Source organism: Chryseobacterium fluminis, assembly GCF_026314945.1.
Lineage (GTDB): Bacteria > Bacteroidota > Bacteroidia > Flavobacteriales > Weeksellaceae > Chryseobacterium > Chryseobacterium fluminis.
Genome location: NZ_CP111121.1, coordinates 2,820,919 through 2,844,406, shown reverse-complemented (window position 1 = coordinate 2,844,406; position 23,488 = coordinate 2,820,919). Strand labels below are relative to the sequence as shown.

22 protein-coding genes are annotated in these 23,488 nt (G+C 38.0%); 12 read left to right on the top strand and 10 right to left on the bottom strand.

Annotation, left to right across the window (positions count from 1 at the left end; translation table 11 throughout):
- Positions 1-91: 91 nt before the first annotated feature.
- The 11 genes from ODZ84_RS12955 to serS all read left to right on the top strand — a co-directional run bounded on the left by ODZ84_RS12955 (position 92) and on the right by serS (position 12,891).
- The gene (locus tag ODZ84_RS12955; protein WP_266172754.1) at positions 92-2,239 is read left to right on the top strand and encodes a SurA N-terminal domain-containing protein; all 2,148 of its coding nucleotides are present in this window, start codon (positions 92-94) and stop codon (positions 2,237-2,239) included.
- Between the two features lie 125 nt (positions 2,240-2,364).
- Entirely contained in the window at positions 2,365-3,315 is a 951-nt protein-coding gene (locus ODZ84_RS12950; protein ID WP_266172753.1) for an MlaD family protein, read from the top strand.
- An 11-nt stretch (positions 3,316-3,326) separates the two neighbouring features.
- Positions 3,327-4,664 (top strand): (Fe-S)-binding protein, encoded by a 1,338-nt coding sequence (locus ODZ84_RS12945; protein ID WP_266172752.1) that lies wholly within the window; start codon positions 3,327-3,329, stop codon positions 4,662-4,664.
- Between the two features lie 84 nt (positions 4,665-4,748).
- Positions 4,749-5,534 carry a (Fe-S)-binding protein gene (locus tag ODZ84_RS12940; RefSeq protein ID WP_266172751.1) on the top strand — a complete coding sequence of 262 codons (786 nt, stop codon included), beginning with the start codon at positions 4,749-4,751 and terminating at the stop codon, positions 5,532-5,534.
- A gap of 98 nt (positions 5,535-5,632) precedes the next feature.
- Entirely contained in the window at positions 5,633-6,448 is an 816-nt protein-coding gene (locus ODZ84_RS12935; protein ID WP_266172749.1) for an FkbM family methyltransferase, read from the top strand.
- A 78-nt stretch (positions 6,449-6,526) separates the two neighbouring features.
- Positions 6,527-7,015, top strand: coding sequence for a hypothetical protein (locus tag ODZ84_RS12930; RefSeq protein ID WP_266172747.1), 489 nt, complete (start codon positions 6,527-6,529; stop codon positions 7,013-7,015).
- Positions 7,016-7,020: 5 nt separating this feature from the next.
- Positions 7,021-8,145, top strand: a complete 1,125-nt coding sequence (locus tag ODZ84_RS12925) for a glycosyltransferase (RefSeq protein ID WP_266172746.1) — start codon at positions 7,021-7,023, stop codon at positions 8,143-8,145.
- On the top strand, positions 8,142-9,791 hold the full coding sequence (locus ODZ84_RS12920; protein ID WP_266172745.1) for an asparagine synthetase B family protein: 1,650 nt from the start codon (positions 8,142-8,144) through the stop codon (positions 9,789-9,791). Before ODZ84_RS12925 ends, ODZ84_RS12920 begins: the two co-directional genes overlap by 4 nt.
- A gap of 3 nt (positions 9,792-9,794) precedes the next feature.
- Positions 9,795-11,042, top strand: a complete 1,248-nt coding sequence (locus ODZ84_RS12915; protein WP_266172744.1) for an oligosaccharide flippase family protein — start codon at positions 9,795-9,797, stop codon at positions 11,040-11,042.
- Between the two features lie 19 nt (positions 11,043-11,061).
- Positions 11,062-11,559, top strand: coding sequence for a hypothetical protein (locus ODZ84_RS12910; RefSeq protein WP_266172743.1), 498 nt, complete (start codon positions 11,062-11,064; stop codon positions 11,557-11,559).
- A 63-nt stretch (positions 11,560-11,622) separates the two neighbouring features.
- A complete protein-coding gene (gene serS, locus ODZ84_RS12905; RefSeq protein WP_266172742.1) occupies positions 11,623-12,891 on the top strand; it encodes a serine--tRNA ligase in 1,269 nt (422 codons plus the stop codon).
- A gap of 51 nt (positions 12,892-12,942) precedes the next feature.
- Here serS and ODZ84_RS12900 read toward each other — a convergent pair whose 3' ends face one another.
- The 10 genes from ODZ84_RS12900 to ODZ84_RS12855 all read right to left on the bottom strand — a co-directional run bounded on the left by ODZ84_RS12900 (position 12,943) and on the right by ODZ84_RS12855 (position 22,632).
- The gene (locus ODZ84_RS12900) at positions 12,943-13,401 is read right to left on the bottom strand and encodes a hypothetical protein (RefSeq protein ID WP_266172741.1); all 459 of its coding nucleotides are present in this window, start codon (positions 13,399-13,401) and stop codon (positions 12,943-12,945) included.
- Positions 13,398-13,706 carry a hypothetical protein gene (locus tag ODZ84_RS12895; RefSeq protein WP_266172740.1) on the bottom strand — a complete coding sequence of 103 codons (309 nt, stop codon included), beginning with the start codon at positions 13,704-13,706 and terminating at the stop codon, positions 13,398-13,400. Before ODZ84_RS12895 ends, ODZ84_RS12900 begins: the two co-directional genes overlap by 4 nt.
- 14 nt (positions 13,707-13,720) lie before the next feature.
- Positions 13,721-14,488 (bottom strand): sulfite exporter TauE/SafE family protein, encoded by a 768-nt coding sequence (locus ODZ84_RS12890; protein ID WP_266172739.1) that lies wholly within the window; start codon positions 14,486-14,488, stop codon positions 13,721-13,723.
- Positions 14,479-14,931: a FixH family protein gene (locus ODZ84_RS12885; RefSeq protein WP_266172738.1), complete on the bottom strand. Its 453-nt coding sequence runs from the start codon at positions 14,929-14,931 to the stop codon at positions 14,479-14,481. Before ODZ84_RS12885 ends, ODZ84_RS12890 begins: the two co-directional genes overlap by 10 nt.
- A 54-nt stretch (positions 14,932-14,985) precedes the next feature.
- Positions 14,986-16,440: a cytochrome c oxidase accessory protein CcoG gene (gene ccoG / locus ODZ84_RS12880; protein WP_266172737.1), complete on the bottom strand. Its 1,455-nt coding sequence runs from the start codon at positions 16,438-16,440 to the stop codon at positions 14,986-14,988.
- 96 nt (positions 16,441-16,536) lie between these two features.
- Positions 16,537-17,418: a cbb3-type cytochrome c oxidase N-terminal domain-containing protein gene (locus ODZ84_RS12875; RefSeq protein ID WP_266172736.1), complete on the bottom strand. Its 882-nt coding sequence runs from the start codon at positions 17,416-17,418 to the stop codon at positions 16,537-16,539.
- A gap of 10 nt (positions 17,419-17,428) precedes the next feature.
- On the bottom strand, positions 17,429-17,626 hold the full coding sequence (locus ODZ84_RS12870) for a cbb3-type cytochrome c oxidase subunit 3 (RefSeq protein WP_259112684.1): 198 nt from the start codon (positions 17,624-17,626) through the stop codon (positions 17,429-17,431).
- Positions 17,627-17,644: 18 nt separating this feature from the next.
- Entirely contained in the window at positions 17,645-19,906 is a 2,262-nt protein-coding gene (gene ccoN, locus ODZ84_RS12865) for a cytochrome-c oxidase, cbb3-type subunit I (protein ID WP_266172734.1), read from the bottom strand.
- 39 nt (positions 19,907-19,945) lie between these two features.
- Positions 19,946-20,143 carry a cbb3-type cytochrome oxidase assembly protein CcoS gene (gene ccoS, locus ODZ84_RS12860; RefSeq protein ID WP_266172733.1) on the bottom strand — a complete coding sequence of 66 codons (198 nt, stop codon included), beginning with the start codon at positions 20,141-20,143 and terminating at the stop codon, positions 19,946-19,948.
- Between the two features lie 110 nt (positions 20,144-20,253).
- Positions 20,254-22,632: a heavy metal translocating P-type ATPase gene (locus tag ODZ84_RS12855; RefSeq protein WP_266172732.1), complete on the bottom strand. Its 2,379-nt coding sequence runs from the start codon at positions 22,630-22,632 to the stop codon at positions 20,254-20,256.
- 89 nt (positions 22,633-22,721) lie between these two features.
- On the opposite strand from ODZ84_RS12855, the gene ODZ84_RS12850 reads away from it, so the two are divergent.
- Positions 22,722-23,435, top strand: coding sequence for a Crp/Fnr family transcriptional regulator (locus ODZ84_RS12850; protein ID WP_266172731.1), 714 nt, complete (start codon positions 22,722-22,724; stop codon positions 23,433-23,435).
- Positions 23,436-23,488 lie beyond the last annotated feature (53 nt).

Here is a 23,488-nt window from a genome sequence, read left to right as displayed (position 1 = left end):
AATTTTAAAAACTAAAATAAAGAATCAGGATTTCCGTAATTTCTTAAAAATGTGTATTTTCGCAAACTGATAAAAAACTATAATTTATAAAATGGCAATTTTAGGACAGATTAGGAGTAAGCCTTGGCTTTTGATGGGAGTAATTGCACTGGCGCTTTTGGCGTTCCTGGTGAATCCCGATAGTATTGATAAGGTTTTTGGTAAAAATCCGGATGTTTTAGGAAAAGTGAACGGTGAAAAAATTACCCGCGAAGAGTTTAATGACCAGCTTTTCGTGCTACAACAACAGGCCGAGCAGCAAGGGCAACCCAAAAATGGTCTTGAAGAACAGGCCTGGCAATTGCTGGTGCAGTCGAAACTGATCAAACAGCAATTCGAGAAAATGGGCTTTGAAATGACAGAAGATTATTTCTGGAATCAGATCCAGTTTGATCAGATGTTTGCTCAGAACCAACAGTTCCACGATGAAAAAGGTAATTTTAAAACGCAGGAGCTTAAAAAACAGATTGAAGAAATGAAAGCGGTAAGCCCGGAAGGGTATAACCAGTGGCTGAAAACCAGAAAGTCAATCGAGTACAGACTCATGGCAAGACAGGTTTTTGCAAACATTTCTCAGGGAATTACTACCGGTAAAAAAGAAGCAGAAGAATTAATGAAACAAAGGGATCAGCTGGCTGATATCGATTTTGTAAAAGTGGATTACACTTCTTATCTTCAAAAAAATAATATTAAAGTTACTACGGACGACCTGGCTAACTATATCAAGCAACATCCTGTAATGTTCAAAACAGATGCGAGCAGAAACCTGGGAATTGTATTTTTCCCTTCTGCGCCAAGTGCTGCTGACGATGCCGTAGCTCAGAAAGAAATTACAAAATTATTCTCTGGAGGTACGGATGCCAGTGGAGGAACAGAGAATTTCCAGAATACGACAAACGATTCTATGTTTGTAATGGCAAATTCTGATATGCCTTTCAATAATCAGTATTTAAAGCCTACTCAGTTGCCTCAGGCCATTCAGGGTCAAATTGCAACAGCAGCTATCGGTCAGACTTTCGGACCATATAAAGAGCAGGATTTTTATGTTGTTTCTAAGCTTTTAAATAAAAAGACTTCAGATTCCACTTTATCAAGACATATTTTGATCGCATTTAAGGGAAGTCCTGCGGGAGAAGGCGTTACAAGATCAAAAGAAGAGGCGAAGAAATTGGCTGATTCTATTGGTGCTATTGTAAAAGCAACACCGACGAAATTTACAGAATTCCTTAAATTATCTAATGATCCAAATTCTGCAGCTCAGGGTGGCAGTTTAGGGTGGACAACTCCTGAAACACCTTTCGTTCCTGAATTCTTAACCTATTTGGCAAACAATCCTAAAGGAGCTACAGGAGTGGTGGAAACTCAGTTCGGATACCATATCATCAATATTGAAGATAAAAAAGCCGGAGCGATGGGATATAAAGTGGCGAACCTTGTAAAAGCGGTTAAGCCTTCTGATGCAACAGAAGCGGAAACAGATAAAAAAGCCAGAAGATTTATCCAGCAGGTTCAGGGGAAATCATTCAACGATTTCGTGAATATTGCTAAAAAAGGAAACTATCAATATTCGAACCCTAAACAGGCGAAGAGATTTGACGGTCAGCTTCAGGGATTAGGAACAGACAAAGACAATGAGATCCTTGCCTGGGCTTTTGATAAGAAGAGAGAAAAAGGAGATACAGAATTCTTTACAGTAGACGGAACAGGTGACAAAATAGTGGTATATCTGAACGGTAAACAGGAAAAAGGAACTGCTGATCCGGAGTCTGTAAGAGATCAGATTGAAACTGTGGTAAAAAATAAACTGGCCGCAAAACAGATTTCTGAAAAAATCGGAAAAGCAGGCAGTCTTGATCAGATTGCAAAACAGTTTGCGACCACAAAACAGTCAGCACAGGTTAATATGTTAAATCCTTCAGTTGCCGGAGCGATGGAGCCTAAAGTTGCAGGAGCGGCGTTCGGTGTTAAGAAAGGTCAGCTTTCCAAACCGGTTGAAGGAGGAACGGGAGTGTATGTTTTGGTGAAGAAAAACGAAACCATTAATAAACAGCCTGGGGATGCTAAGCAGTTTACAGAGTCCATTTCCCAGAGGAATGCAGGAATGTTCGGTCAGTCATGGATGAAGAGCTTGCAGGATAATGCAGATATCAAAGATTACAGAATTGAAATCTGGAATAAACTTGGAAATCAACAACAATAAAAGTTAATTTATCAATTATATAAAAAGTGGCAGAATTTTTGCCACTTTTTTTGTATCCAACCCAGAGCAATAAAAGGAAACATTAATTAAAATGTGCTATATTTGCTCATAGAAAAATTTAGCAAGTGAAGTTTAGTAAAGAAATAAAAGCTGGAGTAATAGCACTTTTAGCCATCGTCGGCTTTGTGATTTTATTTCAATTCATGAAGGGCAGAAGCCTTTTCACCACCGATAATATATTTTACGCAAGATATGATAACGTTGAAGGGTTGGCGCAATCCTCCCCGGTTTCGATCAATGGACTGAAAGTTGGGCAGGTTGATAAAATCATTCCACAGACCACCAAAGACGGAAAAATCCACTTTATCGTAAAAATTACCGTAGATAACAAATTTGAATTTTCAAAGAATTCAACACTTGAAATTTTCGAACCTGGACTTATGTCCGGTAAAGAAATGAGGGTGAATCTTCAATATGGTGGCGCCACTGCCAAAGACGGAGATACTTTGCAGGGTGCTTTCAAATTAGGAACACTTGGAAGTCTTTCTTCTCAGGTGGGTCCGGTGAAAGACCAGTTACAGACGGTTCTTTACAGAGTAGATTCTTTAATGGCAAGTGCCAATCAGGTGGTAAACGCACAAAACAGAGAAGAGATCAGAGCCTTACTTGCTAATCTTAACAAAACAGTGGGGGCATTGCAGACTACTGCAGGAAACGTCAACAGCTTAGTAGGACATAATGATCCAAAGCTTCAGAAGGTATTGGATGATGCCAGCCTTACCATGCAAAGTGGTAAAGTGACCTTGGATAAATATGGGAATCTGGCTGAAAGTATTGATACCCAAAGATTAAATGCAACAATTGCCAATCTGGATGCTACGGTAGGAAAACTGAATCAGGTTGTTTCAGGGATCGACAACGGGCAGGGCAGCTTGGGTAAACTGATGAAGGACGAACAGCTGTATAATAATTTAAATTCTGCTTCTACCAATCTAAATACATTGATTGAAGATGTGAAAGCCAACCCAAAAAGATATGTTAACTTCTCTGTTTTCGGAAAAAACAGTAAAGACTAAACTCATATACCATGCAATATATTGATAATATTATTTTTCTAATTTTATTAGTTGCAGGTTTTGGGCTGTTCGCAAAAAGTCTGCAGAATATATATAGAAACATCAAATTAGGTAGAGAGATTAACCGAACCGACAGGAAAGCAGAGCGCTGGGAAACCATGGCACGTGTGGCAATGGGACAGAGTAAAATGACTGCGCGACCTGTTGCCGGTGTATTGCACCTATTCGTCTACGTGGGTTTTGTGATCATTAATATAGAACTTATTGAAATCATCGTCGACGGAATTTTCGGAACACATCGCTTTTTATCTTCCGTTTTAGGACATGGTTTTTACAATTTTTTCACTGCAACTTTAGAGGTGCTTGCCCTTTTGGTAGTCATTGGAGTGGTTATATTTTTTATACGCAGAAACTTTTACGGCGTAAAAAGATTGACCATGAAAGAACTCTTCGGATGGCCAAAAAACGATGCCAACTGGATTTTAATCATCGAGTTCGCCTTAATGATGGCCTTCTTCACTATGAATGCATCTGATTCTATTTTACAAATGAGAGGCGTGTTTCCGGAACACGGAAATTTCCCGATCAGCGGAATAACATTTGTTCCGTTTTTAGAAATTTTCAGTTTTGACAACGGATTTTTATCTTTCGTAGAAAGAGGAGCATGGTGGTTTCACTTTGCCGGGATCTTATTTTTTATGAATTACCTGTATTATTCCAAACATTTACATATTATCTTAGCTTTTCCAAGTACTTGGTATGCGAATCTTGAAAAGAAGGGGAAATTTAATAATCTGGAATCTGTCACCAAGGAAATCAAACTCATGATGGATCCTAATGCTGATCCTTATGCTGCTCCGGCAGAAGGAAATGAGGCAGACGCACCTTCAAAATTTGGTGCAGAAGATGTTTTTGACCTGAATCAGGTTCAGCTTTTAAATGCTTATGCCTGTACAGAGTGTGGTCGATGTACTTCCGTTTGTCCGGCTAATATCACAGGGAAAAAATTATCTCCAAGATTGATCCTGATGAAAACAAGAGACCGCTTAGAAGAAGTAGGGAGAAATATCGATAAAAACGGGAAATTTGAAGATGACGGTAAAAAGTTACTGAACGATTATATCACCAAAGAAGAACTGTGGGCATGTACCACCTGTAATGCCTGTACGGAAGCCTGTCCGGTATTGCTCGATCCTCTTTCGATTATTTATGATATGAGACAATTTCTGGTCATGGAACAGTCTGCAGCTCCACAGGAACTTAACCTGATGATGACCAATGTGGAAAACAATGCCGCCCCTTGGCAATACAATCAGGCAGACCGTTTAAACTGGGCGAAGGAAAATTAGATAATTAATTAATTTGAAGATTTGAAAATTGATTCTTTATTGGATTTCAAATTCTCAAATTCTCACATTTTCAAATTGACAAAAATGGATTTCAATATAAAAACTATGGCAGAATATGCTGCCGAAGGAAAATCACCGGAAGTTTTATTTTGGGTAGGCTGCGCGGGGAGCTTTGACGACCGCGCCAAGAAGATTACGAAAGCATTCTGCAAAATACTGAATAAGATAGAAGTCGAATTTGCTGTTTTAGGACAGGAAGAAAGCTGCACGGGTGATCCTGCCAAGAGAGCGGGAAATGAATTTGTCTTCCAAATGATGGCTTTAACCAATATTGAAGTATTAAATGCTTATGAAGTAAAAAAAATTGTAACGGCCTGTCCTCACTGTTTTAACACCCTTAAGAACGAATATCCCAGCTTAGGCGGGAACTATGAAGTCATTCATCATACGCAGTTTCTGAAAAAGTTAATGGAAGAGGGCAGACTGAAAATTGAAGGCGGTGCGTTCAGGGGTAAGAAAATTACGTTCCACGATCCATGCTATCTGGGGAGAGCCAATGGTGAATATGAAGCTCCCAGAGTATTGCTTGAAAAACTCGACGCTGAGCTTGTAGAAATGAAACGTTGTAAAACCAACGGGCTTTGTTGTGGTGCAGGAGGCGCACAGATGTTTAAAGAGCCTGAAAAAGGAAATAAAGATATTAACATTGAAAGAACAGAAGAAGCTTTATCTTTTCAGCCGAAAGTGATCGCAACAGGTTGTCCTTTCTGTAATACCATGATGACAGACGGTGTTAAGCATTTTAATAAAAATGATGAAGTGGTAGTCAAGGACATTGTCGAACTGCTTGCAGAAGCAGAAGATTTGTAGAATAATACACCATATACATGTAAAACTCAGGAGAAATTCTGGGTTTTATCGTTTTAATTCAAAATTGCAGTATCTTGCATTCAACATAGGAATCGGTTATGAGAAGTCTTTTAGCTTCATTGTTCAGGCATATTTTAGGAATTCAGTTTTTTAAGGAGAGATATTTTGCTTTCCAAAAATATATTTTCAGACCTTATCATCTTTTTAAAGGGGTACATAAAGATGTTATCTACAGAAATTCCATCAGACTGCATTTGAATCTTGCTGACTGGATACAGCAACAGCTCTATTTTTTGGGAGATTACGAAAAAAATGAAATTGACTATCTGTATTCAACGCTGAAGGAAGGCGATACCTTTATCGATATCGGAGCCAATATAGGGTTGTTTTCTTTAAATGCAGCCCGGATTGTAAAAAATACGGGAAGTATATATTCTTTTGAAGCATTTACACCTAATTACAGTACATTTAAAAAACATATTGAAATGAATACATTCCGGAATATAACACCGGAACATCTTGCCATAGCCGGAGCAAAGGGACATATTGAAATTTTATATAATGAAGATTATGATAATGTAGGAATGGCTTCCTCCTTCCTCAGGGATTTCACATCAAAAGAAAAGGTGGAAAGCATAAGCCTGGATGAATATGTTAAACAGAAACAGCTTTTAAAACTGGATTTAATCAAGATTGATATCGAAGGGGGCGAATATGCTGCCTTAACGGGAATGAAAGAAACCCTCCGCATTTTCAGGCCTAGAATTCTCATAGAAATAAACACTGCAGCACTCAGAAGTTCAGATAAAAGCGAAGAAGAACTTATTGGGTTACTTTCAGAATACGGTTACATCAAAACAGAAGTTTTAAGCAGGAATGATAATTCCTATAATGCCGTATTTGTCTTTGCTTAATCTTCCGGATCCTTTCCGGAATTCAGATCATATGCTTTTGAATAAAAAATCGTAATTTTATCCTTTAAATTCATCAGCATGAAAATTGAAGAATCAGACATCGTAGAAACAAACGACTACAGAGTTATTATATATCCGGCATCGAGGCCTTTAGAAACGAAAGAAGCAAAGGTAATCACAGAAAAATTATATGATTTTCTGTCAACCTGGGCGGCTCATGGCAAACCTCTTTCCTCCTCTTTTAAAATTGAGAAAAACCAATTTATCATCATCTGTGTAGATGAAGAGAAAGAGATGGCTTCAGGATGCAGCATCGATGCATTAGGAAAGATTATGAGAGAAATTGACGCTGAATATCAGCTGGGTCTTTTCGACAGAATGAAAGCCAGTTTTATTGAAAACGGAGAAGTAAAAACCTTAAAGCTGATTGATTTTAAGACAAAAATCAGAAATGGGGAACTCTCAAAAGATATTCAGGTCTTTGATTTTTCTAAAAATACATACCTGGATTTCTTAAGTCACTTTATTCTGCCATTTGAAAAAAGCTGGGCAGCTACTATAAAATAATTCTGTTGAAAATCCTTTTTATCTCCTCCTGGTTTCCGAATAAGCTGGAACCTACAAATGGTAATTTTGTGCAGCGTCATGCAGAAGCTGTAGCATTGTTGAACGATGTGGAAGTTTTACACGTGATCGGGGATAATAACCAGGAGGAGGAATTTATTTTTGATGACAAAATGCTGAACGGAATCAGGACACTTATTATCTATTATAAGAATTCGAATAACCCGGCACTGAACATTCTGAAACGAATGAAAGCATATAAATCAGGATTTTCAAAAATGAAAAGACCTGATGTTGTGCATGCCAATGTGCTTCATAATAATATGCTTTTTGCCGTTTATCTGAAAAAGAAATATAAAATTCCCTTTGTGGTCACCGAGCACTGGACAGCTTTGCAAGCCGAGAATTTATCAAAGACTCCATTTAGTATCAAAAAGATCGCAAAATATATTGCCGGAAATGCCAGCTATGTTTTACCGGTGAGTTATAATCTCAAAGAAAGTCTTGAACTTTTACAATTTAAAACTCCGATGAAAGTGATTTCCAATGTAGTAGATACGGATGTTTTTACGATTGCCCAAAAAGCTGAAGACTCAGAAAATATAAAATTCTTGCATGTTTCTAGCCTTATCTCCCGTAAAAGGCCTCAGGAAATTATTAAAACGGTAGCCAGATTACGTGAAAAAGATTACCCTGTAAGTCTCGAAATTGGAGGAGATGGAGATACAGATTCGCTTATCAGGCTTGTCCGGGAGCTGAAAGCAGATTCTTACGTTCATGTCTTTGGAGCCTTACGCTATGAGCAGGTAGCTGAAAAAATGCAGCGTTCGGATTATTTTATCTTGTTCAGTGAAAATGAAACACAGGGATGTGTGATTTTAGAATCATATGCCTGTGGAAAGCCGGTCATTTCAACGATGGTAGGCGGAACAACAGAACTTATTCTGGACGGCTTAGGTATTGGCGTTAGGAAAAATAATACCGAAGAGCTTTATAATGTTCTGGAAGATGTCTGCAGGCAAAAATATGCTTTCAAAAACAAGGAAGAAATCAGGAGGTTTGCCGTGGATGGCTATTCGAGGGAATCGATCGCAAGAAAGTTTACAGAAATATATCAAGAAATAGTATCATGACACAAGGTTTTTCTGTTCATATTAAAAATAATCAGGTCGATTTAAAAAGCTTTTCCCCGAAATACAGCTACGATTCTGTGGTGATTAGCACCTCAGAGTTTGATATTGTTCTCGAAGGGCTTATTCTGAATAAAAAAAAACTGTTAAAAGATAGGAATGAAGTTGATTTCCGAAATTTCATCATTGTAAGTTATCTCAGGTCAGGCTGGAAAATAATAAAAGAACTCGAAGGTGAATTCAGAGGCTGTATTTGGGATAAAAGAACGCAACAGGTTTTTGTATTTACCAATCCGACTTCAACCCAGCGGGTATTTTATGCTACAATAAATGATGAATTCTTTGCAGACTCGGACCTCGTAAGATTAAGCCAGACTCTCAGAGCTCAGGGCAATTCTTTACAGCCGGATATTACTTCAATTTATCAGCTTCTTGCCATCGGAAACCTTCTGGAAGATCGGACCCCAATATTAAATGTTAATAAAGTTTTAGATTCGGAGCTGCTGGAAATTAACTGCAATACTCTGAATTTAAAAAGAATAGTATACTTTGATGTTAATAATATCTCTTATTACCGCCAATCTCAAAATAATGCCCTGGATCAGATTCATGAAATTTTTACGGAAGGCATAAAAATGGAATATGAGAAGGATCTTGAACTGGACGGATCGCATCTGGCATTGCTAAGCGGTGGTCTGGACAGTCGTATGGCGATGATGTATGCTGTAAAAAATGATTTCGATATAGACTGCGCCTTATGCTTTTCCCAAAAAGGTTATTTTGATGAGACCATATCAAGGCAGATCGCTTCAGATTATCACATCAGTTACGAATTTGTGGCGCTGGATAAAGGGTCGTTTCTGAAAAAAATAGACGAGCTTACCCGAATTTCCGAAGGGACAAGCCTGTATACCGGCGGTGTACATGTAAGCTACGCCTTAGATCAGCTACAGTTTGACGGATTTTCTATTTTCCATGGCGGAGCCATAGGAGACGGAATTTTAGGCGGATTTAATTCGGAGCCCGGACGTAAAGCTCCCTCACAATATAAAATCATTGCTAACCCATCATTTTTACCGAAAATTCAGGCGGATTTAGATCAGATTTTTAAAAATTATGAAAGAGAGGAAATTTTCCTGCTTAAAAACCTTGCTTATAACAGAACGGTGTTGGGTGCACAGGTACTGCAGCAGAAAGCTTATCTTATCTCGCCTTTTATGACGAAGGATTTCATACAGTTTTCCGTCAGTCTTCCGGAATCCTGGAAATATAAACATCAGTTTTATCTTCGGTGGCTTCTGAAACATTGCCGTGAAGCTTCAAAGTATTCCTGGGAGCGAACACTAATGAAGCCCAATGCTCAATGGAAGATTCCTTTCGGTGAAAAATATCTCAAAGGAGCATACAATGCTTTCTATGGTAAAATATTGAGAAAGCCGGAGAAGACAAGTATGTATCCCTATCAGTATTACTACGATTCTGACCTCAGTATTCAAAGATATTATCAGCAGTATTTTGATGAAAATCTGGATAGACTGCAGGATTATCCTGAACTCCAGCAGGAGATAGCCCGACTTTTCTCATCGGATATATTTTACTATAAATGTCAGGCTATAGATATTTTATCTATTTTTAAACTGTACTTTTAATGAATGAAAAGTCTACGGGTTTTTTTACAGAATTTTCTTAAAAATCAGGGACAGTATGTTCTTGTTTCTCTGCTGATTGGAAAAATCTGCGCTTTTCTTTCTTCTTTATTCATCATCAAACTGTTACCTGTTGAGGATTTTGGAAAGATGAGTATTGTAGCAGCTGTTTTTGCGTTGTTTGCATCGTGTACAGGCCTGGGAAGCTATCAGAGTCTGTTACGCTATGGTTCAATCACTGAAAACCCAGACATAAAATCCAAACTATCAGCCTATCTTTTACGGAAGGGCTTTATCTATCAGCTTATGCTGACAGCGGTTTTTTTGCTCAGCAGCCTGTTTTATGTCAATAAGTACGAAGACCTGTTCTGGATTTTTCTGTTTTTCGGACTGCGTTTCGTTGGATTTTATTTTTTTAATTATGTGCAGACTGAGTTGAGAATTAACAGTAAAAACCGGGAGTTTGCAAAATTAAATAATACAGTCAATATTGCAGGACTATTGATCACATTGGTATTTACCTTCTTTTTTCAGTTAAAAGGATATCTTTTTGCCATTGCGATGATGCCGTTTTTATCTTTATTATGGTATCAGAAGACAGATGTATCCGTAAAAGAAATACCGTCTGTTTTCAGCTCAAAAGAAATTTGGAAATATGCCCTTCATACATCCGGGACAACCGTACTTTCCGACGCCCTTTTCTCGGCAGATATTCTGTTATTAGGATTTCTGCTGAATGAAAATTATGTTGCAGATTATCGTGTCGCCATTCTGATTCCTTCCAATGTTACCTTTCTTGCTTTGGCCTTTATGCAGAGCGATTTTCCGGTACTGGCTAAAAACTATACCAATAAGATATTTCTTAAAAGTTATATTTCAGGATATTATAAATTTTTCATCCCGGTTTGTCTGGGTGTTTTTACAGTCTGCAGTTATTTCAGTAAAGAGATTTTAAAAATATTTTTTAATGAAAAGTATGCAGATAACTCAGGATTGTTCATCATTTTTATGGCAACTTTTCTGCTGAATATCCTATTTAGGAATCTGTATGGAAACCTTATGTCAGCCGTTGGTAAAATGGCAATCAATACAAAGACTTCCTTATTTTCTCTGTTGCTTTTGGTAAGTCTTGCTTTTATATTGGTTCCGAAATACCATTTAATGGGCATGACGATCAGCGTTTCTGTTACCTTACTGGTTTCAGGGCTTCTTTTGGCGTTCTTCTTTTATAAATATCTGAAAGAATTAAAATAAGTTTCTATCTTTGTTGGAAATGAAAAATATTGTTTTCGGAATTCTGGTTGTTTTTTTCGCATTTCTAAGCTGTAGAAATGACGATGATGATTTGCAGAAAATAGATCAGATCCTTACCATTTATATGAAAAGCAGTTCGGGACAGGATCTTCTTAATCCTAACAAATCCGGTTCTTATATTTCTTATACGGTGAATGATGTGTTTGGTACTACCGACAACGCGCCGGTGAGCATTCCACTTAAATTATCTTCCGATTCCCTGTATTATATGGAATACATTGCCGGAGCCAAAAGAATTACAGATGATTCACTGAGTGATACGAGAACATACCGGTCCAGAATGGCACTGGCTCTACGAAGAACGGTAAACAGTGTTACGGATACCATTAATGATACTCTTGATATCGAATACCGCTGGACATCCTCGGTTTTCGAAGTTTCGAAAGTGTACTACAATAAACAGCTTCAGTTTACAAAAGAGCCGGGAGGATCAAATGTAGTGACGATCGTAAAATAATTTTTAAATTTGCAAACGGTTAGCAATTTATGCTAACTTTCTAATAACTAACATCTAAATAAAATGTTACAAGTCAATTTTTTGCGCGACAATAAAGAACGCGTTTTAGAAGGTCTTCAAAAAAGACAATTCAAGAATCTTGAGTTGGTAGACGAGGCGATTGCTACTGACGACGAAAGAAAAAAAATTCAATTTGAATTGGATTCCCAACTTTCTGAAATCAATAAAATCTCCAAAGAAATAGGGATCTTAATGAAAGAAGGGAAGAGGGAAGAAGCAGAATCTGCAAAATCTAAAACAGCACAGTACAAAGAATCGACTTCAGAATTGAAATCTCAGTTAGATGTTAAAGAAAAAGCTTTACTGGATATTTTGTATCAGCTTCCCAATATTCCGAATACGCTGGTAAAAAGTGGTGCTTCCGCAGATGACAACGAAATTATTTATCAGTCCCATGATGTAGAAGGACTGGGAGAAGGGGCAATTCCTCACTGGGAGCTTGCTAAGAAATACAACCTGATCGATTTCGAATTAGGAGTAAAAATTGCAGGCGCAGGTTTTCCCGTTTATTTAGGAAAAGGAGCGAGATTACAGAGAGCTTTGGTTCAGTATTTTCTCGATAAAAATGTCGAGAAAGGATATATGGAAGTCAATCCGCCTCACGTGGTGAACGAAGCTTCAGGATACGGTACCGGTCAGTTGCCTGATAAGGAAGGTCAGATGTATTATATTCAGGCGGATGATCTATATTTGATCCCGACTGCAGAGGTTCCGGTAACGAACTTATACCGTGATGTGCTGCTGGATGAAAAAGATCTTCCGATTAAAAATACGGCATTTTCTCAGTGCTACAGAAGAGAAGCAGGAAGCTACGGTGCGCATGTAAGAGGCTTAAACCGTCTTCATCAGTTTGAGAAAGTTGAAATTGTAAGAATTGAAAAGCCTGAAAATTCTTATGCTGTTCTGGAAGAAATGGTGGAGCATATTAAAGAAATTCTGACCGATCTTGAACTTCCTTACAGAGTTCTTAGACTCTGTGGTGGCGATACAGGCTTTGCATCAGCAATGACGTATGATTTTGAAGTATGGAGTGCTGCTCAGGAAATGTGGCTGGAAGTAAGCTCTGTATCAAACTTCGAGACCTTCCAGGCGAACCGCCTGAAGTGCAGATTTAAAGCAGACGGAAAGTCTCAGCTGGTTCACACTTTGAATGGATCTGCAATGGCTTTACCGAGAATTATGGCTGCCTTACTGGAAAATAATCAGACCGCAGAAGGAATTAAACTGCCGAAGAAAATTGCTGAGTATGCCAGATTTGATGTGATTAATTAAAATGAAATAATCAAGATTGATAAAAAACCACCGGAATTTCGGTGGTTTCTTTTATTCTGTAATAATAATTATCTTTTTATCTGCATTTTTAGGCTTGGCTCCCTCTTTATCAAACATGGCCTTTAGATCATACTGTATTCTCACAGAATGATCATCGATTTGCTTAAACCAGTCATGTTTTCCGGTGATGGATTTGATTTTATTTTCAAACTTTAAAGTCGTCCCGATATTCTTAAAAAACATCATGATCATGCCTTCCATTTTTCCCATGGATTCGTCAGTTCCAAGTTCCGGATTTTTGGAGGCTAAAGCTTCCTGAAGGTTTTTAAGGTTAAAATTTTCGGTATCGATCGTTAATGTCTTACCATTCCAGTTATTATATACATTCTGATCAATAGGCAGTTTTTCCTGTTTTGTAAAGCTATTGAGCGCAGTATAATCCTGTGCTGTAAAATGGTCCATTTTCAATGAAAATCCGGCAATTTCTTTTCCGTTCTTATTGGACTTCATGAAATTTTTTTCATGATCCTGATGGAATCCTGATTGGTAGTCTTCAGTTTACCTTCTTTCTTATCGATATCATAAAGGCTGGTCCACACTGTAGGGAGTTTATCCATATCTCCGAATTCTTTTTTGTCTTTTAAAGAATCGGGAGTCATGGCCTTCATTTCTTTCATAAATTCTCTGACATCTATATCCATTACGGTAGTAGAGGCAGCATCTTTGTAGTAGACGATCTCAGAATTAACATTGCAGGACTGTAAGGTCAGAATTCCAAGTACAGCGAAAATAAATAAATTGAGTGTTTTGTTCATGGTGTAGTTTTGTTTTAGTGACAATTGGTATTTAAATGTTTATGCGTACTGTGATCTCCGGGCAAGTGACAATCTCCTTTATGATCTTTTGAAATTGTCATCGCTTCTGCTCTTGGCGAAATATACGGAATGCCCAGTTCCATTCCGCGGACGATAAACAGTCCTCCCAGAATGATCATAACGACCGGAATCGCTTTCAGGACTTTTATCCTGAAGGTTTGGTTCATGAGGTTTCCGACTAAGACTACTGCAAACATAAATGGAAGTGTTCCCAATCCGAAAAGACCCATATACAGTGCCCCCTGCCATATCCCTCCGCTTGCCAGACTGGCTGTTAAAGCCATATAAACCATCCCGCAAGGTAGAAATCCGTTAAGAAGGCCGGTTGTAAATCTTGAACGGTAATCTGCCTTTTGAAGCAGCCTCCCCAAGTTTGATTTTACTTTAAATAAAAACTTTGAAAAGAAAGGAATCTTTGAAGCAAAATCTTTTCCTCCAAATGAAAAAACAGCCATGATAATTAACATGATTCCTACTGCAATCGTAAGATATCGTTGAAAACCTGCCATTTCAAAGCCCTCGCCTATAATTCCTAAGATGGCACCTAGTAAAGAATAAGTACATATTCTTCCGAACTGGTAGGTGAGATTCTGAAGATAAAAATTAGTCGCCTGTTTTTTTGTTAATCCCATCGACAGTGCAATAGGTCCGCACATTCCGATACAATGGAAACCGGATGCAAAACCTAATCCTATTGCCGATAAAATAAGTGCTATTTCCATATCACATCATAGTCCATTCTATACTCCTGTTTATCTTTCGTCCACATCAGTCTTAAAGTGTAATTTCCCATTTTTAATACTTTGGAAGGAATTAAGAATGACTGGTTTGCATCAAGCTGCTCAGATCTCTTTACATCAAGATTCTGATCATCAGTTCTGTTTAAAACAAATTTTACCGTAGTATTGGAATTATCGTAGCCTTTCGGAAAAGATATTTTAATTCCATTGGCATCCTGAGTGTAAGTAGGTTTTTCCTGTAATTCGTCTGCTCTTTTTTTGGCATCAATAACATCCTGATATTTTAATTCTTCCTCATAGTAATTATCAGTTACCATCTCAGAATTCTTCTGTCCGTTCGGAAAAAGAAATAACATAGACAGTATAAAAATGATGAACGCACCAAGCGCAATTATAATACCATGTCCCCAACTAAAATTTTTCATTATTCTCTTAAGATATTTTAAAACCCTCATTTATGAATCATGAGGGTTTGTCATTTAAAATTGTAATCTGAACGGTCCCTCAAAGTAGGTTTGGTAAGAGTCTACCAACTTCCCATTCATATCATAAACACCGATGGTGATGTTTTGCTTAGACAGCTTCATTTCACTTTCCGGAAAGCTGATATTAATCGTTCCTTTTGAAATCTTATCTCTTTCTATCGTTATCTTACTCGAAGCACTGTAGATAATTTCTCCGTGAACAGGCTCGATAACTTTGATCGTCACTGTTTTCTTATCGTTTGTTTTATTCAGGAAGGTATAATTGTAAGTATTGGTAATCTTCCCGTCTCTTACAAAAAATGTACTTCCTGCAGGCTTAATGAACTTGGCTTCCATTTCACCCCTGTTGTAAAGCAGAAATCCTAAAAATCCTACCAATAGAGCCAGAACAACTGAGAAACCTTTCATTCTCCCCGTAAATTTGAACTGAGTCTTCTGCTCAATTTCATTTTCCGAAGCATACCTGATTAATCCTTTCGGAAGTCCTACTTTTACCATTACTTCATCACAAGCATCAATACATGCAGTACAGTTAACACATTCCAGCTGCTGTCCATCACGGATATCAATACCGGTTGGACATACCACAACGCATTGATGACAGTCTATACAATCACCTTTACCGACTGCTTTTCTGTCTTCTCCTTTTCTCCATTTCGCTCTGTTTTCACCGCGGTTAAAATCATAAAATACATTAATGGTATCTTTGTCAATTAACACACCCTGTAGTCTTCCATAAGGGCATACCAGAGTACAGACCTGCTCTCTGAACCAGGCAAATACAAAGTAAAATGCTGCGGTAAAGAGAACCATCACGATAAAATTCGTAGGATGAGCAAAAGGTCCTTCTGATATAATCCTGAAAATTTCCTTATACCCGACAATATACATCAGCATAAAGTGGGTAATGATTAATGAAATAACAACGTAAATACTCCATTTAAGACTCCTCTTCCAGATCTTCTCACTATTCCATTTCTGTCTGTCCAGTTTCATCTGCTTATTCCGGTCACCTTCAATAGCATATTCAATTTTACGGAAAATAAATTCTAAAAAAATTGTCTGAGGGCATATCCACCCGCAGAAAATTCTTCCGAATACAATCGTAAAAATGATAATAAAAATTAGAGAGGCAATAGCACCTAATGTAAGAATGAAAAAGTCCTGAGGATAGAAAGGCTGTCCGAAGATAAAGAACTCTCTGTCAATAACATTAAATAAAAAGAAGGGATTACCGTTAATTTTTAAAAACGGGACTGTAAAATATATAACTAATAAGAGAGAACTTACCAGGTTTCTGTAATTTGTAAATTTGCCTTTGGGCTTTCTTGGGAATACCCATTTCCTTTTCCCGGATTGTTCCATTGTCCCAATAGAATCCCTGTAAGTTTCAGGGTCCAGAACCTGTCCCTGTCCGCCGCGTACTTCTATTTCTTCTATATCTGACATTTTGTAATATTTAAAAAAAGAAAAACATAATTTGTTACTATTTTTTAATTAAATAACAAATTATGTTTTTTCATATGTTTCTATTTTTCTGTTTAATTATTCCTTTTCCCAATGAGCTTCCGTTCCCTGAGGGGCTGCTCCACCCTGAGCGGGTGTCACCGGAGGCTGTTCCTGATTAATATGATAAACATAAGCTGCAATTTTTTCAATCTCAGCACCTGAAACTTCTCCGTTTTTCCCGAATGCTCTCATCGCAGGGTTGGTAGGAGATCCATTCCAGTCCATATGGAAGACATTTTTGAATAATGTCTTCTCAGGCATGTTGATCCAGTAGTTATCAGTCAGGTTTGGTCCGATACCACCGCTACCGTCTTCCTTATGACAAGATGCACAGTTGGTCTTGAATAGCTCTTTACCTTCCGCGATGTTATCAGCTGAATATTTGGCTGTTTCTATCGTTATAGGAGGCTGGGTAGCTTCATATGCTGCGATACTTGCAATCTGCTCTTTATATTCTGTCTCATATTCGTTCAGAGGATGAGCGAAATCTGTGAAAGAATAGGCTGCTACATAAACAATACAAAAAGCGGTCCCAAAATAGAACAAACCTACCCACCATTTTGGTAATTGGTTGTCCAGCTCCATAATTCCGTCAAAACCGTGGTCGATAAGGATATCTTTTTCCTCAGAAGCAGACTGCTTTTTGAAAGCACTGTCGTACATTCTCTTTAAATAAGGAATTTTCTTTTCCGCCAAATAAGCAGCTTTTTCTTCTGCAGATAGTTTTTTGAATTTATTATTCTCGATCAAATCTCCGATAGCACTGTGGATATACGCCAAAATAGCAGAAATAAATACAGTTCCCCAGAAATAAGGTGAAGCCAAGAATTCGTAGCTCTGTACAAACAAATAATAAAAAACTATCAGAAGTCCAATTATTATTAAGATGTTTATACAAACCGGTGTTCTCTGTTTCATAATAAATAGTTTAATTTTTTAAATTAAAATCGTCTTCATCATCTCCCAGTGGTGCCTCTTCTTCTTCCTTATAATATTTTTTCGGTCTGCTGAAGACATATATTACCAGGGCTACGAAGAACATCATAAAGAAAATCAGAGCCAATGTCTGGTACAAACCTGCATTTTCCGAATTGGATAATATATCTTTAAAGTTCTGGGGTATCATAATGATCCTTTTTAATGATTAGTTATTACTTGCTGTTTTTATTTCCGTCGTTTTGATATCGGTTCCTAATCTTTGTAAATAAGAGATCAGTGCTACCACTTCTTTTTGCTCCAGTTTTACATCAGGTCTCTTTGCATATTCCTGCTTCAGGTCATTCGCTTCAGAGAAGATATCTTTTACAATTTTTTTAGCCTGATTATTTGCCCACGAGTCTGCAGAATCAATTTCAGATTTGGTGTAAGGTACATCGAATGCATTCTTCATCAATTTCATTTTATCTACCATCTTAGATCGGTCCAGATCTGTAGCAATTAACCAAGGGTAACGAGGCATGATCGAACCTGCAGAGGTAGATCTTGGGTTGTACATGTGTTTGTAGTGCCAAGAGCTTGGGTTTTTACCACCCTCTCTGTGTAAATCCGGTCCTGTTCGTTTTGATCCCCAAAGGAAAGGTCTGTCATAAACAAATTCCCCAGCCTTAGAATACTGTCCGTTCTTACCGTTAAATCTGGTAATCTCATCACGGAAAGGTCTGATCATCTGAGAGTGACACGCATTACAACCTTCTCGGATATAAATATCTCTACCTTCTAATTCCAGCGGAGAATAAGGTTTTACAGCTGAAATGGTAGGCACACTCTTTTTAAGTGACAGCGTCGGGATGATTTCCACGGAACTTCCTACAGATATTGCTAAGAAAGATAATATTCCGAGTAATACAGGAGTTCTTTCCAACCAAAGGTGAGTACCTTCTCCTTCTTTTCTGTTTTTAGTAATGTTTGCTAAAGCCGGTGCCTCAGCAGGAACTTCTTTCTGGAATGATCCTTTTCTTACCGTTGCGATAACGTTGATTACCATTAAAATAGATCCGGAGAGATATAAAAATCCTCCTACGAATCTCATTTTAAAGTAAGGGATGATAGCCGTTACTGTATCTAACCAGTTTTTCCAAACTAAAGTTCCGTCCGGGTTAAACTGCTTCCACATTAATCCTTGTGTGAAACCTGAAATATACATTGGAACCGCATAGAAAATGATCCCTAATGTACCCAACCAGAAATGCCAGTTAGCCAGTTTTACGGAATATAATTTTGTTCTCCACAAGATCGGTACCAGATAATAGATAACCCCGAATGCCATGAAACCGTTCCATCCCAGTGCTCCTAAGTGAACGTGACCAATAACCCAGTCTGTAAAGTGACCGATTTTATTGATGTTTTTAGTTGCCAAAAGCGGACCTTCAAATGTGGCCATACCATAACAGGTAACGGCAACTACGAAGAACTTCAGGATAGGATTTTCTCTCACTTTATCCCATGCTCCTCTTAAGGTAAGAAGTCCGTTTAGCATCCCTCCCCAAGACGGTGCAATAAGCATGATAGAGAACCCTGTCCCTACTGCCTGAGCCCATGCCGGAAGCGATGTATACTGAAGGTGGTGAGGACCAGCCCAGATATATACGAAAATTAACGACCAGAAGTGGATGATAGACAGTTTATACGAGAAAACCGGTCTGTCCGCCGCTTTTGGTAAGAAATAATACATCAGACCCAGAACCGGAGTCGTCAGTACGAATGCAACCGCATTGTGACCGTACCACCATTGTACGATAGCATCTTTTACCCCTGCGTATACTGAGTATGATTTCCATCCTGTAAATGATAACGGAACTTCAAGGTTATTGAAAATATGAAGCATTGCTACTGCAATCCAGGTACCGATATAGAACCAGATTGCCACATAAAGGTGTCTTACCCTTCTTTTTGCAATCGTTAAGAACATATTGGCTCCAAAAATAATCCAGGAGAATGCAATCAATATATCAATTGGCCACTCATGTTCAGCATATTCTTTTGAAGTATTAATCCCCATAAAGAAGGTGATGAACGTGGCAACAATCATAATCTGCCATGTCCAGAAATGTAACCAGGATAAAGTATCACTGTACATTCTTGTTTTTAATAATCTTTGCAGCGAGTAATAAATACCGGTATAAACGATATTACATACGAATGCAAAGATGACGGTATTGGTGTGCAACATTCTGATTCTACCAAACCCGAATGCACCGTGGGTGTTTATCAGGCCCTGAATATTACCGCTCTTCAGACTCTGAATCGTGGTGTCATCAGTTCCGAACAAAAATTCGGGGAGTTCAGGGTAGAAAAGCATTAATGCTGCCGTAAGCCCGAACGTGAATCCTATAAGCCCAAAAACTATGGTCGCATAAAGGAATGCACGCACAATGCTGTTGTCATAACTAAACTTTTGTGTCTCCATATCAACTATTCACTTTTTTCTTCAATTTTATTATTTCTCCTATTTTTCTTTTTCTTCTTTATCGTTGCCAACTTCTTCATCGTCCTTTTCCTTGATTTCATCAGAGTCAAAAAGAATTCGTACAGCCGGAGATTCATCATCTTCAAACTGTCCTTTTTTGGCATAGACTATAAATACGACCAAGAAAATCGCAGCCAAAGAAACACTGCATAGGATCATTAAATATAGAATATCCATTTGACAACAAATTTAACCTATTTTCGGGGTTCAAATTTAGTGAAAAATAATGACTTTCATCACGAAATACGGTTTTCAGCTAATTTAAAATCAGTCTAAATAAGCGGTGTTTAAGCCTGTTTTTTAAAGTACTTTCTTCCCAGAATCCAGGTTGAAAATGTAGTGAACGAAACAACGGTAATAGAGCTTGCCGGCATAATTAAAGCAGCAAAAAGTGGATGCATATGTCCTGTTACGGCATAACTTAATCCGATGATATTATAAAGAAAACTTATTATAAATGTCATTTTCACAATTGTGATAGAGCCTTTACAGACGTTTAGATACCGGTCAAGGGCAACTACCTTTTCTCCGTTCATAATCACATCCGATGATGGCGTAAAGCTGTTGCTGTCATCGGCAATAGCAATTCCTACATTGCTCTGTTTCAGGGCTCCTGCATCATTCAGTCCGTCGCCAAGCATTGCCACCTTCATGTTCTGATGCTGAAGATTCTGGATGTAATTCAGTTTGTCTTCCGGATTCTGGTTAAATGCCATTGCTTTACAATTGGGAATCAATTGTTTCAGCTGATCTTCTTCAGATGAATTGTCCCCACTGAGGATGTAAATTTTATAATGCGTCAGCTTTTTAAATAGATCCTTAAGATTCTGACGATATTCGTTTTTAAAAATAAATTTCCCCAAAAACTCGCCATTTTTACTTACAAAAACAGCTGTTTCAAGATTTTTTGATTCCTGGCTGTTGTATTTTGCAGAACCGATTTTATAGGCATTACCGCGCACCTGAGCTTCGTATCCTTTCCCCGAAACTTCCATGAAATTTTCAACCGGGAAATACGGATCTTTTTCCTCAATAAATTCATATAATGACTTTGAAAGAGGATGGTTGGAATTTTTTAACAGGGTTTTGATATTCAGTAAGTCAAATTCGCTGATCTCTGAACCTTCATATTTGATGTTGGACTTTTTCCTGTGCGTAATAGTTCCTGTTTTGTCAAAAACGATAGTATCTAACTTCGCAATTTTTTCGATGGTCAGCGTATCTTTTACGTAGAATTTATTTCTGCCTAAGATTCGCATAATGTGCCCGAAAGTGAATGGTGCGGACAGCGCAAGAGCACAAGGACACGCAATAATCAGAATCGCGGAAATGACCTGGAACATCTTCTCCAGATCCACGGTTGCCCAGTAGATTCCTGAAATCAATGCGATACCTAAAATAATGAAAGTGAAATACTTACTGATGGTGTTGGTTAAGGTGTCCAGACCAGTCTCATGTTTTTTGAAGGCTTCCTTATTCCAAAGCTGGGTCAGATAGCTTTGATCCACGTCCTTTATCACTTCAAGTTCTAGGGATGAACCCACCTGTTTTCCACCCGCGAAAATCTTGTCTCCGGGTTGTTTGCTGATGCTTTCACTCTCTCCGGTGATAAAACTGTTGTCAATATTTCCTTCTCCATTAATTAAAATAGCATCTACAGGAATAATCTCCTGGTTTCTCACCAAAATCCGGTCACCCACTTTAACCTCAGACAGTAAAATATTGTTCTGCTTTCCTTCGAAATCCACTTTTGTAACGGCAATCGGATAAAATGATTTATAGTCCCTGTCGTATGAAAGTGCATTATAGGTTCTTTTCTGGAAAATTTTACCCAACAGCATGAAAAATAAGAGTCCGCACAGCGTATCAAAATATCCTGGTCCGTAATCGGTTACAATCTCATAGACGCTACGCCCGAAAAGGACAATGATTCCCAAAACGATCGGAACATCGATATTAACGATTTTATTCTTCAATCCATACCATGCGGATTTATAATAATCTGATGCAGAGTAGAATACTACAGGGATGGCCAGCAGGCACATCAGCGTTCGGAATAGCCCTTTATAGTGATCCATCCAGTAGTCTTCACCCCCTACATATTCGGGAAAGGCAAGGAACATTCCGTTTCCGAACGCAAAAGCCGCAATGGCAAATTTTATCAGTAGGGATTTGTCCAGATGATCTACATTTTTATCAGCAGTTTCAAGACTGATCACGGGCTTATATCCCAGATTGGTTAATAAATTGGCGAGTTCACTTAATTTCAGGTCGTTATGGCTAAAGGAGATCTGTAAAGTCTTTCTTGTGAAGTTCACCTGGGAGTATTTAATATTCTTATTCAGCGTATGAAGACTTTCCAATAGCCAGATACAGGAAGAGCAGTGAATGACCGGGATTTTAAAAGTAACCAGGCTGGTATTTCCCTCTGAGAAATCAGTCACTTTTTCAAAAATTTCAGGCGTGTCAAGATAATCAAACTGAGTAGAATTTTCATCGCTCGGACGGATTCCTGCCCGTTTGTTCAATTCGTAAAAATTACTAAGATTATTCGTATTCAGAATCTCGTAAACCGATTTGCAACCGTTGCAACAGAAAGTCTTTTCATCAAACAAAATCCTTTCCTTTTCGATACCTTGACCACAATGAAAACAGTTCTCGCTCACCTCCATAAATTATTGAACTACAAAATTATAACAAATTTTTTTGTTTATCGATTTAAAAAGTTCTATTTTTGTGATAAATGTCATATAAAATGTCGCAGGAACAACAGATTGCAATTGAAGAGAGGTTCGCAAGAGTTTTTAATGATAAATCATTCAAGGAAAGACTTTCCAGCGCTGATTTTGAGAAATACATCACCACTAAAAAAAAATTGAGCTTTCAAAAGCATGATACCATCTTTGAAGATGGAGAAACGCCGAAAGGAGTGTATGTCTTGGAAAAAGGAGCGGCAAAGCTGTCAAAATCGGGAGCTTTCGGAAAAGATCAGATCCTCAGGTTTATCAAAGAAGGGGACATCATCGGCTATCGTTCTTTACTTTGCGGGGAAACTTTCCAGGCGAAAGCAGAAGCTATGACAGATATTGAAGCTACATTTTTACCGGCAGATGTTTTCATGTACCTTTTGGAAGTGGATCCTAAGTTGTCTTTTATAATGCTTCAGAAAATTTCTTACGAATTGGGAGAATCATCCAATACGATTACTTTCCTGGCTCAGAAAACCGTGAGAGAAAGATTGGCAGAGATCTTAATTCTTCTTGAGCAGAAGTTGGGCGTAGATCCCGAAGGATTCATCAAAATTTCTTTAACACGAGAAGAAATTGCCAACATTATCGGGACCGCTACCGAAAGTGCGATCCGTCTGATCTCAGAATTCAAGGGAGATCATCTCATTGAGGTGGACGGAAGGAACATAAAAATTCTCAACCACGACAAGCTAATGAAACTGGGACACGTAGTTTTATAAAAATCATACAAAAAATTGAGTCGGCGAAAGCCGACTTTTTAACTTAAAAATAG

Coding starts and splice junctions, on each gene's coding strand:
- ODZ84_RS12955 (WP_266172754.1), top strand. CDS start 92: ATGGCAATTTTAGGACAGATTAGGAGTAAGCCTTGGCTTTTGATGGGA.
- ODZ84_RS12945 (WP_266172752.1), top strand. CDS start 3,327: ATGCAATATATTGATAATATTATTTTTCTAATTTTATTAGTTGCAGGT.
- ODZ84_RS12940 (WP_266172751.1), top strand. CDS start 4,749: ATGGATTTCAATATAAAAACTATGGCAGAATATGCTGCCGAAGGAAAA.
- ODZ84_RS12935 (WP_266172749.1), top strand. CDS start 5,633: ATGAGAAGTCTTTTAGCTTCATTGTTCAGGCATATTTTAGGAATTCAG.
- ODZ84_RS12930 (WP_266172747.1), top strand. CDS start 6,527: ATGAAAATTGAAGAATCAGACATCGTAGAAACAAACGACTACAGAGTT.
- ODZ84_RS12920 (WP_266172745.1), top strand. CDS start 8,142: ATGACACAAGGTTTTTCTGTTCATATTAAAAATAATCAGGTCGATTTA.
- ODZ84_RS12915 (WP_266172744.1), top strand. CDS start 9,795: ATGAAAAGTCTACGGGTTTTTTTACAGAATTTTCTTAAAAATCAGGGA.
- ODZ84_RS12910 (WP_266172743.1), top strand. CDS start 11,062: ATGAAAAATATTGTTTTCGGAATTCTGGTTGTTTTTTTCGCATTTCTA.
- serS (WP_266172742.1), top strand. CDS start 11,623: ATGTTACAAGTCAATTTTTTGCGCGACAATAAAGAACGCGTTTTAGAA.
- ODZ84_RS12900 (WP_266172741.1), bottom strand. CDS start 13,401: ATGAAGTCCAATAAGAACGGAAAAGAAATTGCCGGATTTTCATTGAAA.
- ODZ84_RS12895 (WP_266172740.1), bottom strand. CDS start 13,706: ATGAACAAAACACTCAATTTATTTATTTTCGCTGTACTTGGAATTCTG.
- ODZ84_RS12890 (WP_266172739.1), bottom strand. CDS start 14,488: ATGGAAATAGCACTTATTTTATCGGCAATAGGATTAGGTTTTGCATCC.
- ODZ84_RS12885 (WP_266172738.1), bottom strand. CDS start 14,931: ATGAAAAATTTTAGTTGGGGACATGGTATTATAATTGCGCTTGGTGCG.
- ccoG (WP_266172737.1), bottom strand. CDS start 16,440: ATGTCAGATATAGAAGAAATAGAAGTACGCGGCGGACAGGGACAGGTT.
- ODZ84_RS12875 (WP_266172736.1), bottom strand. CDS start 17,418: ATGAAACAGAGAACACCGGTTTGTATAAACATCTTAATAATAATTGGA.
- ODZ84_RS12870 (WP_259112684.1), bottom strand. CDS start 17,626: ATGATACCCCAGAACTTTAAAGATATATTATCCAATTCGGAAAATGCA.
- ccoN (WP_266172734.1), bottom strand. CDS start 19,906: ATGGAGACACAAAAGTTTAGTTATGACAACAGCATTGTGCGTGCATTC.
- ccoS (WP_266172733.1), bottom strand. CDS start 20,143: ATGGATATTCTATATTTAATGATCCTATGCAGTGTTTCTTTGGCTGCG.
- ODZ84_RS12850 (WP_266172731.1), top strand. CDS start 22,722: ATGTCGCAGGAACAACAGATTGCAATTGAAGAGAGGTTCGCAAGAGTT.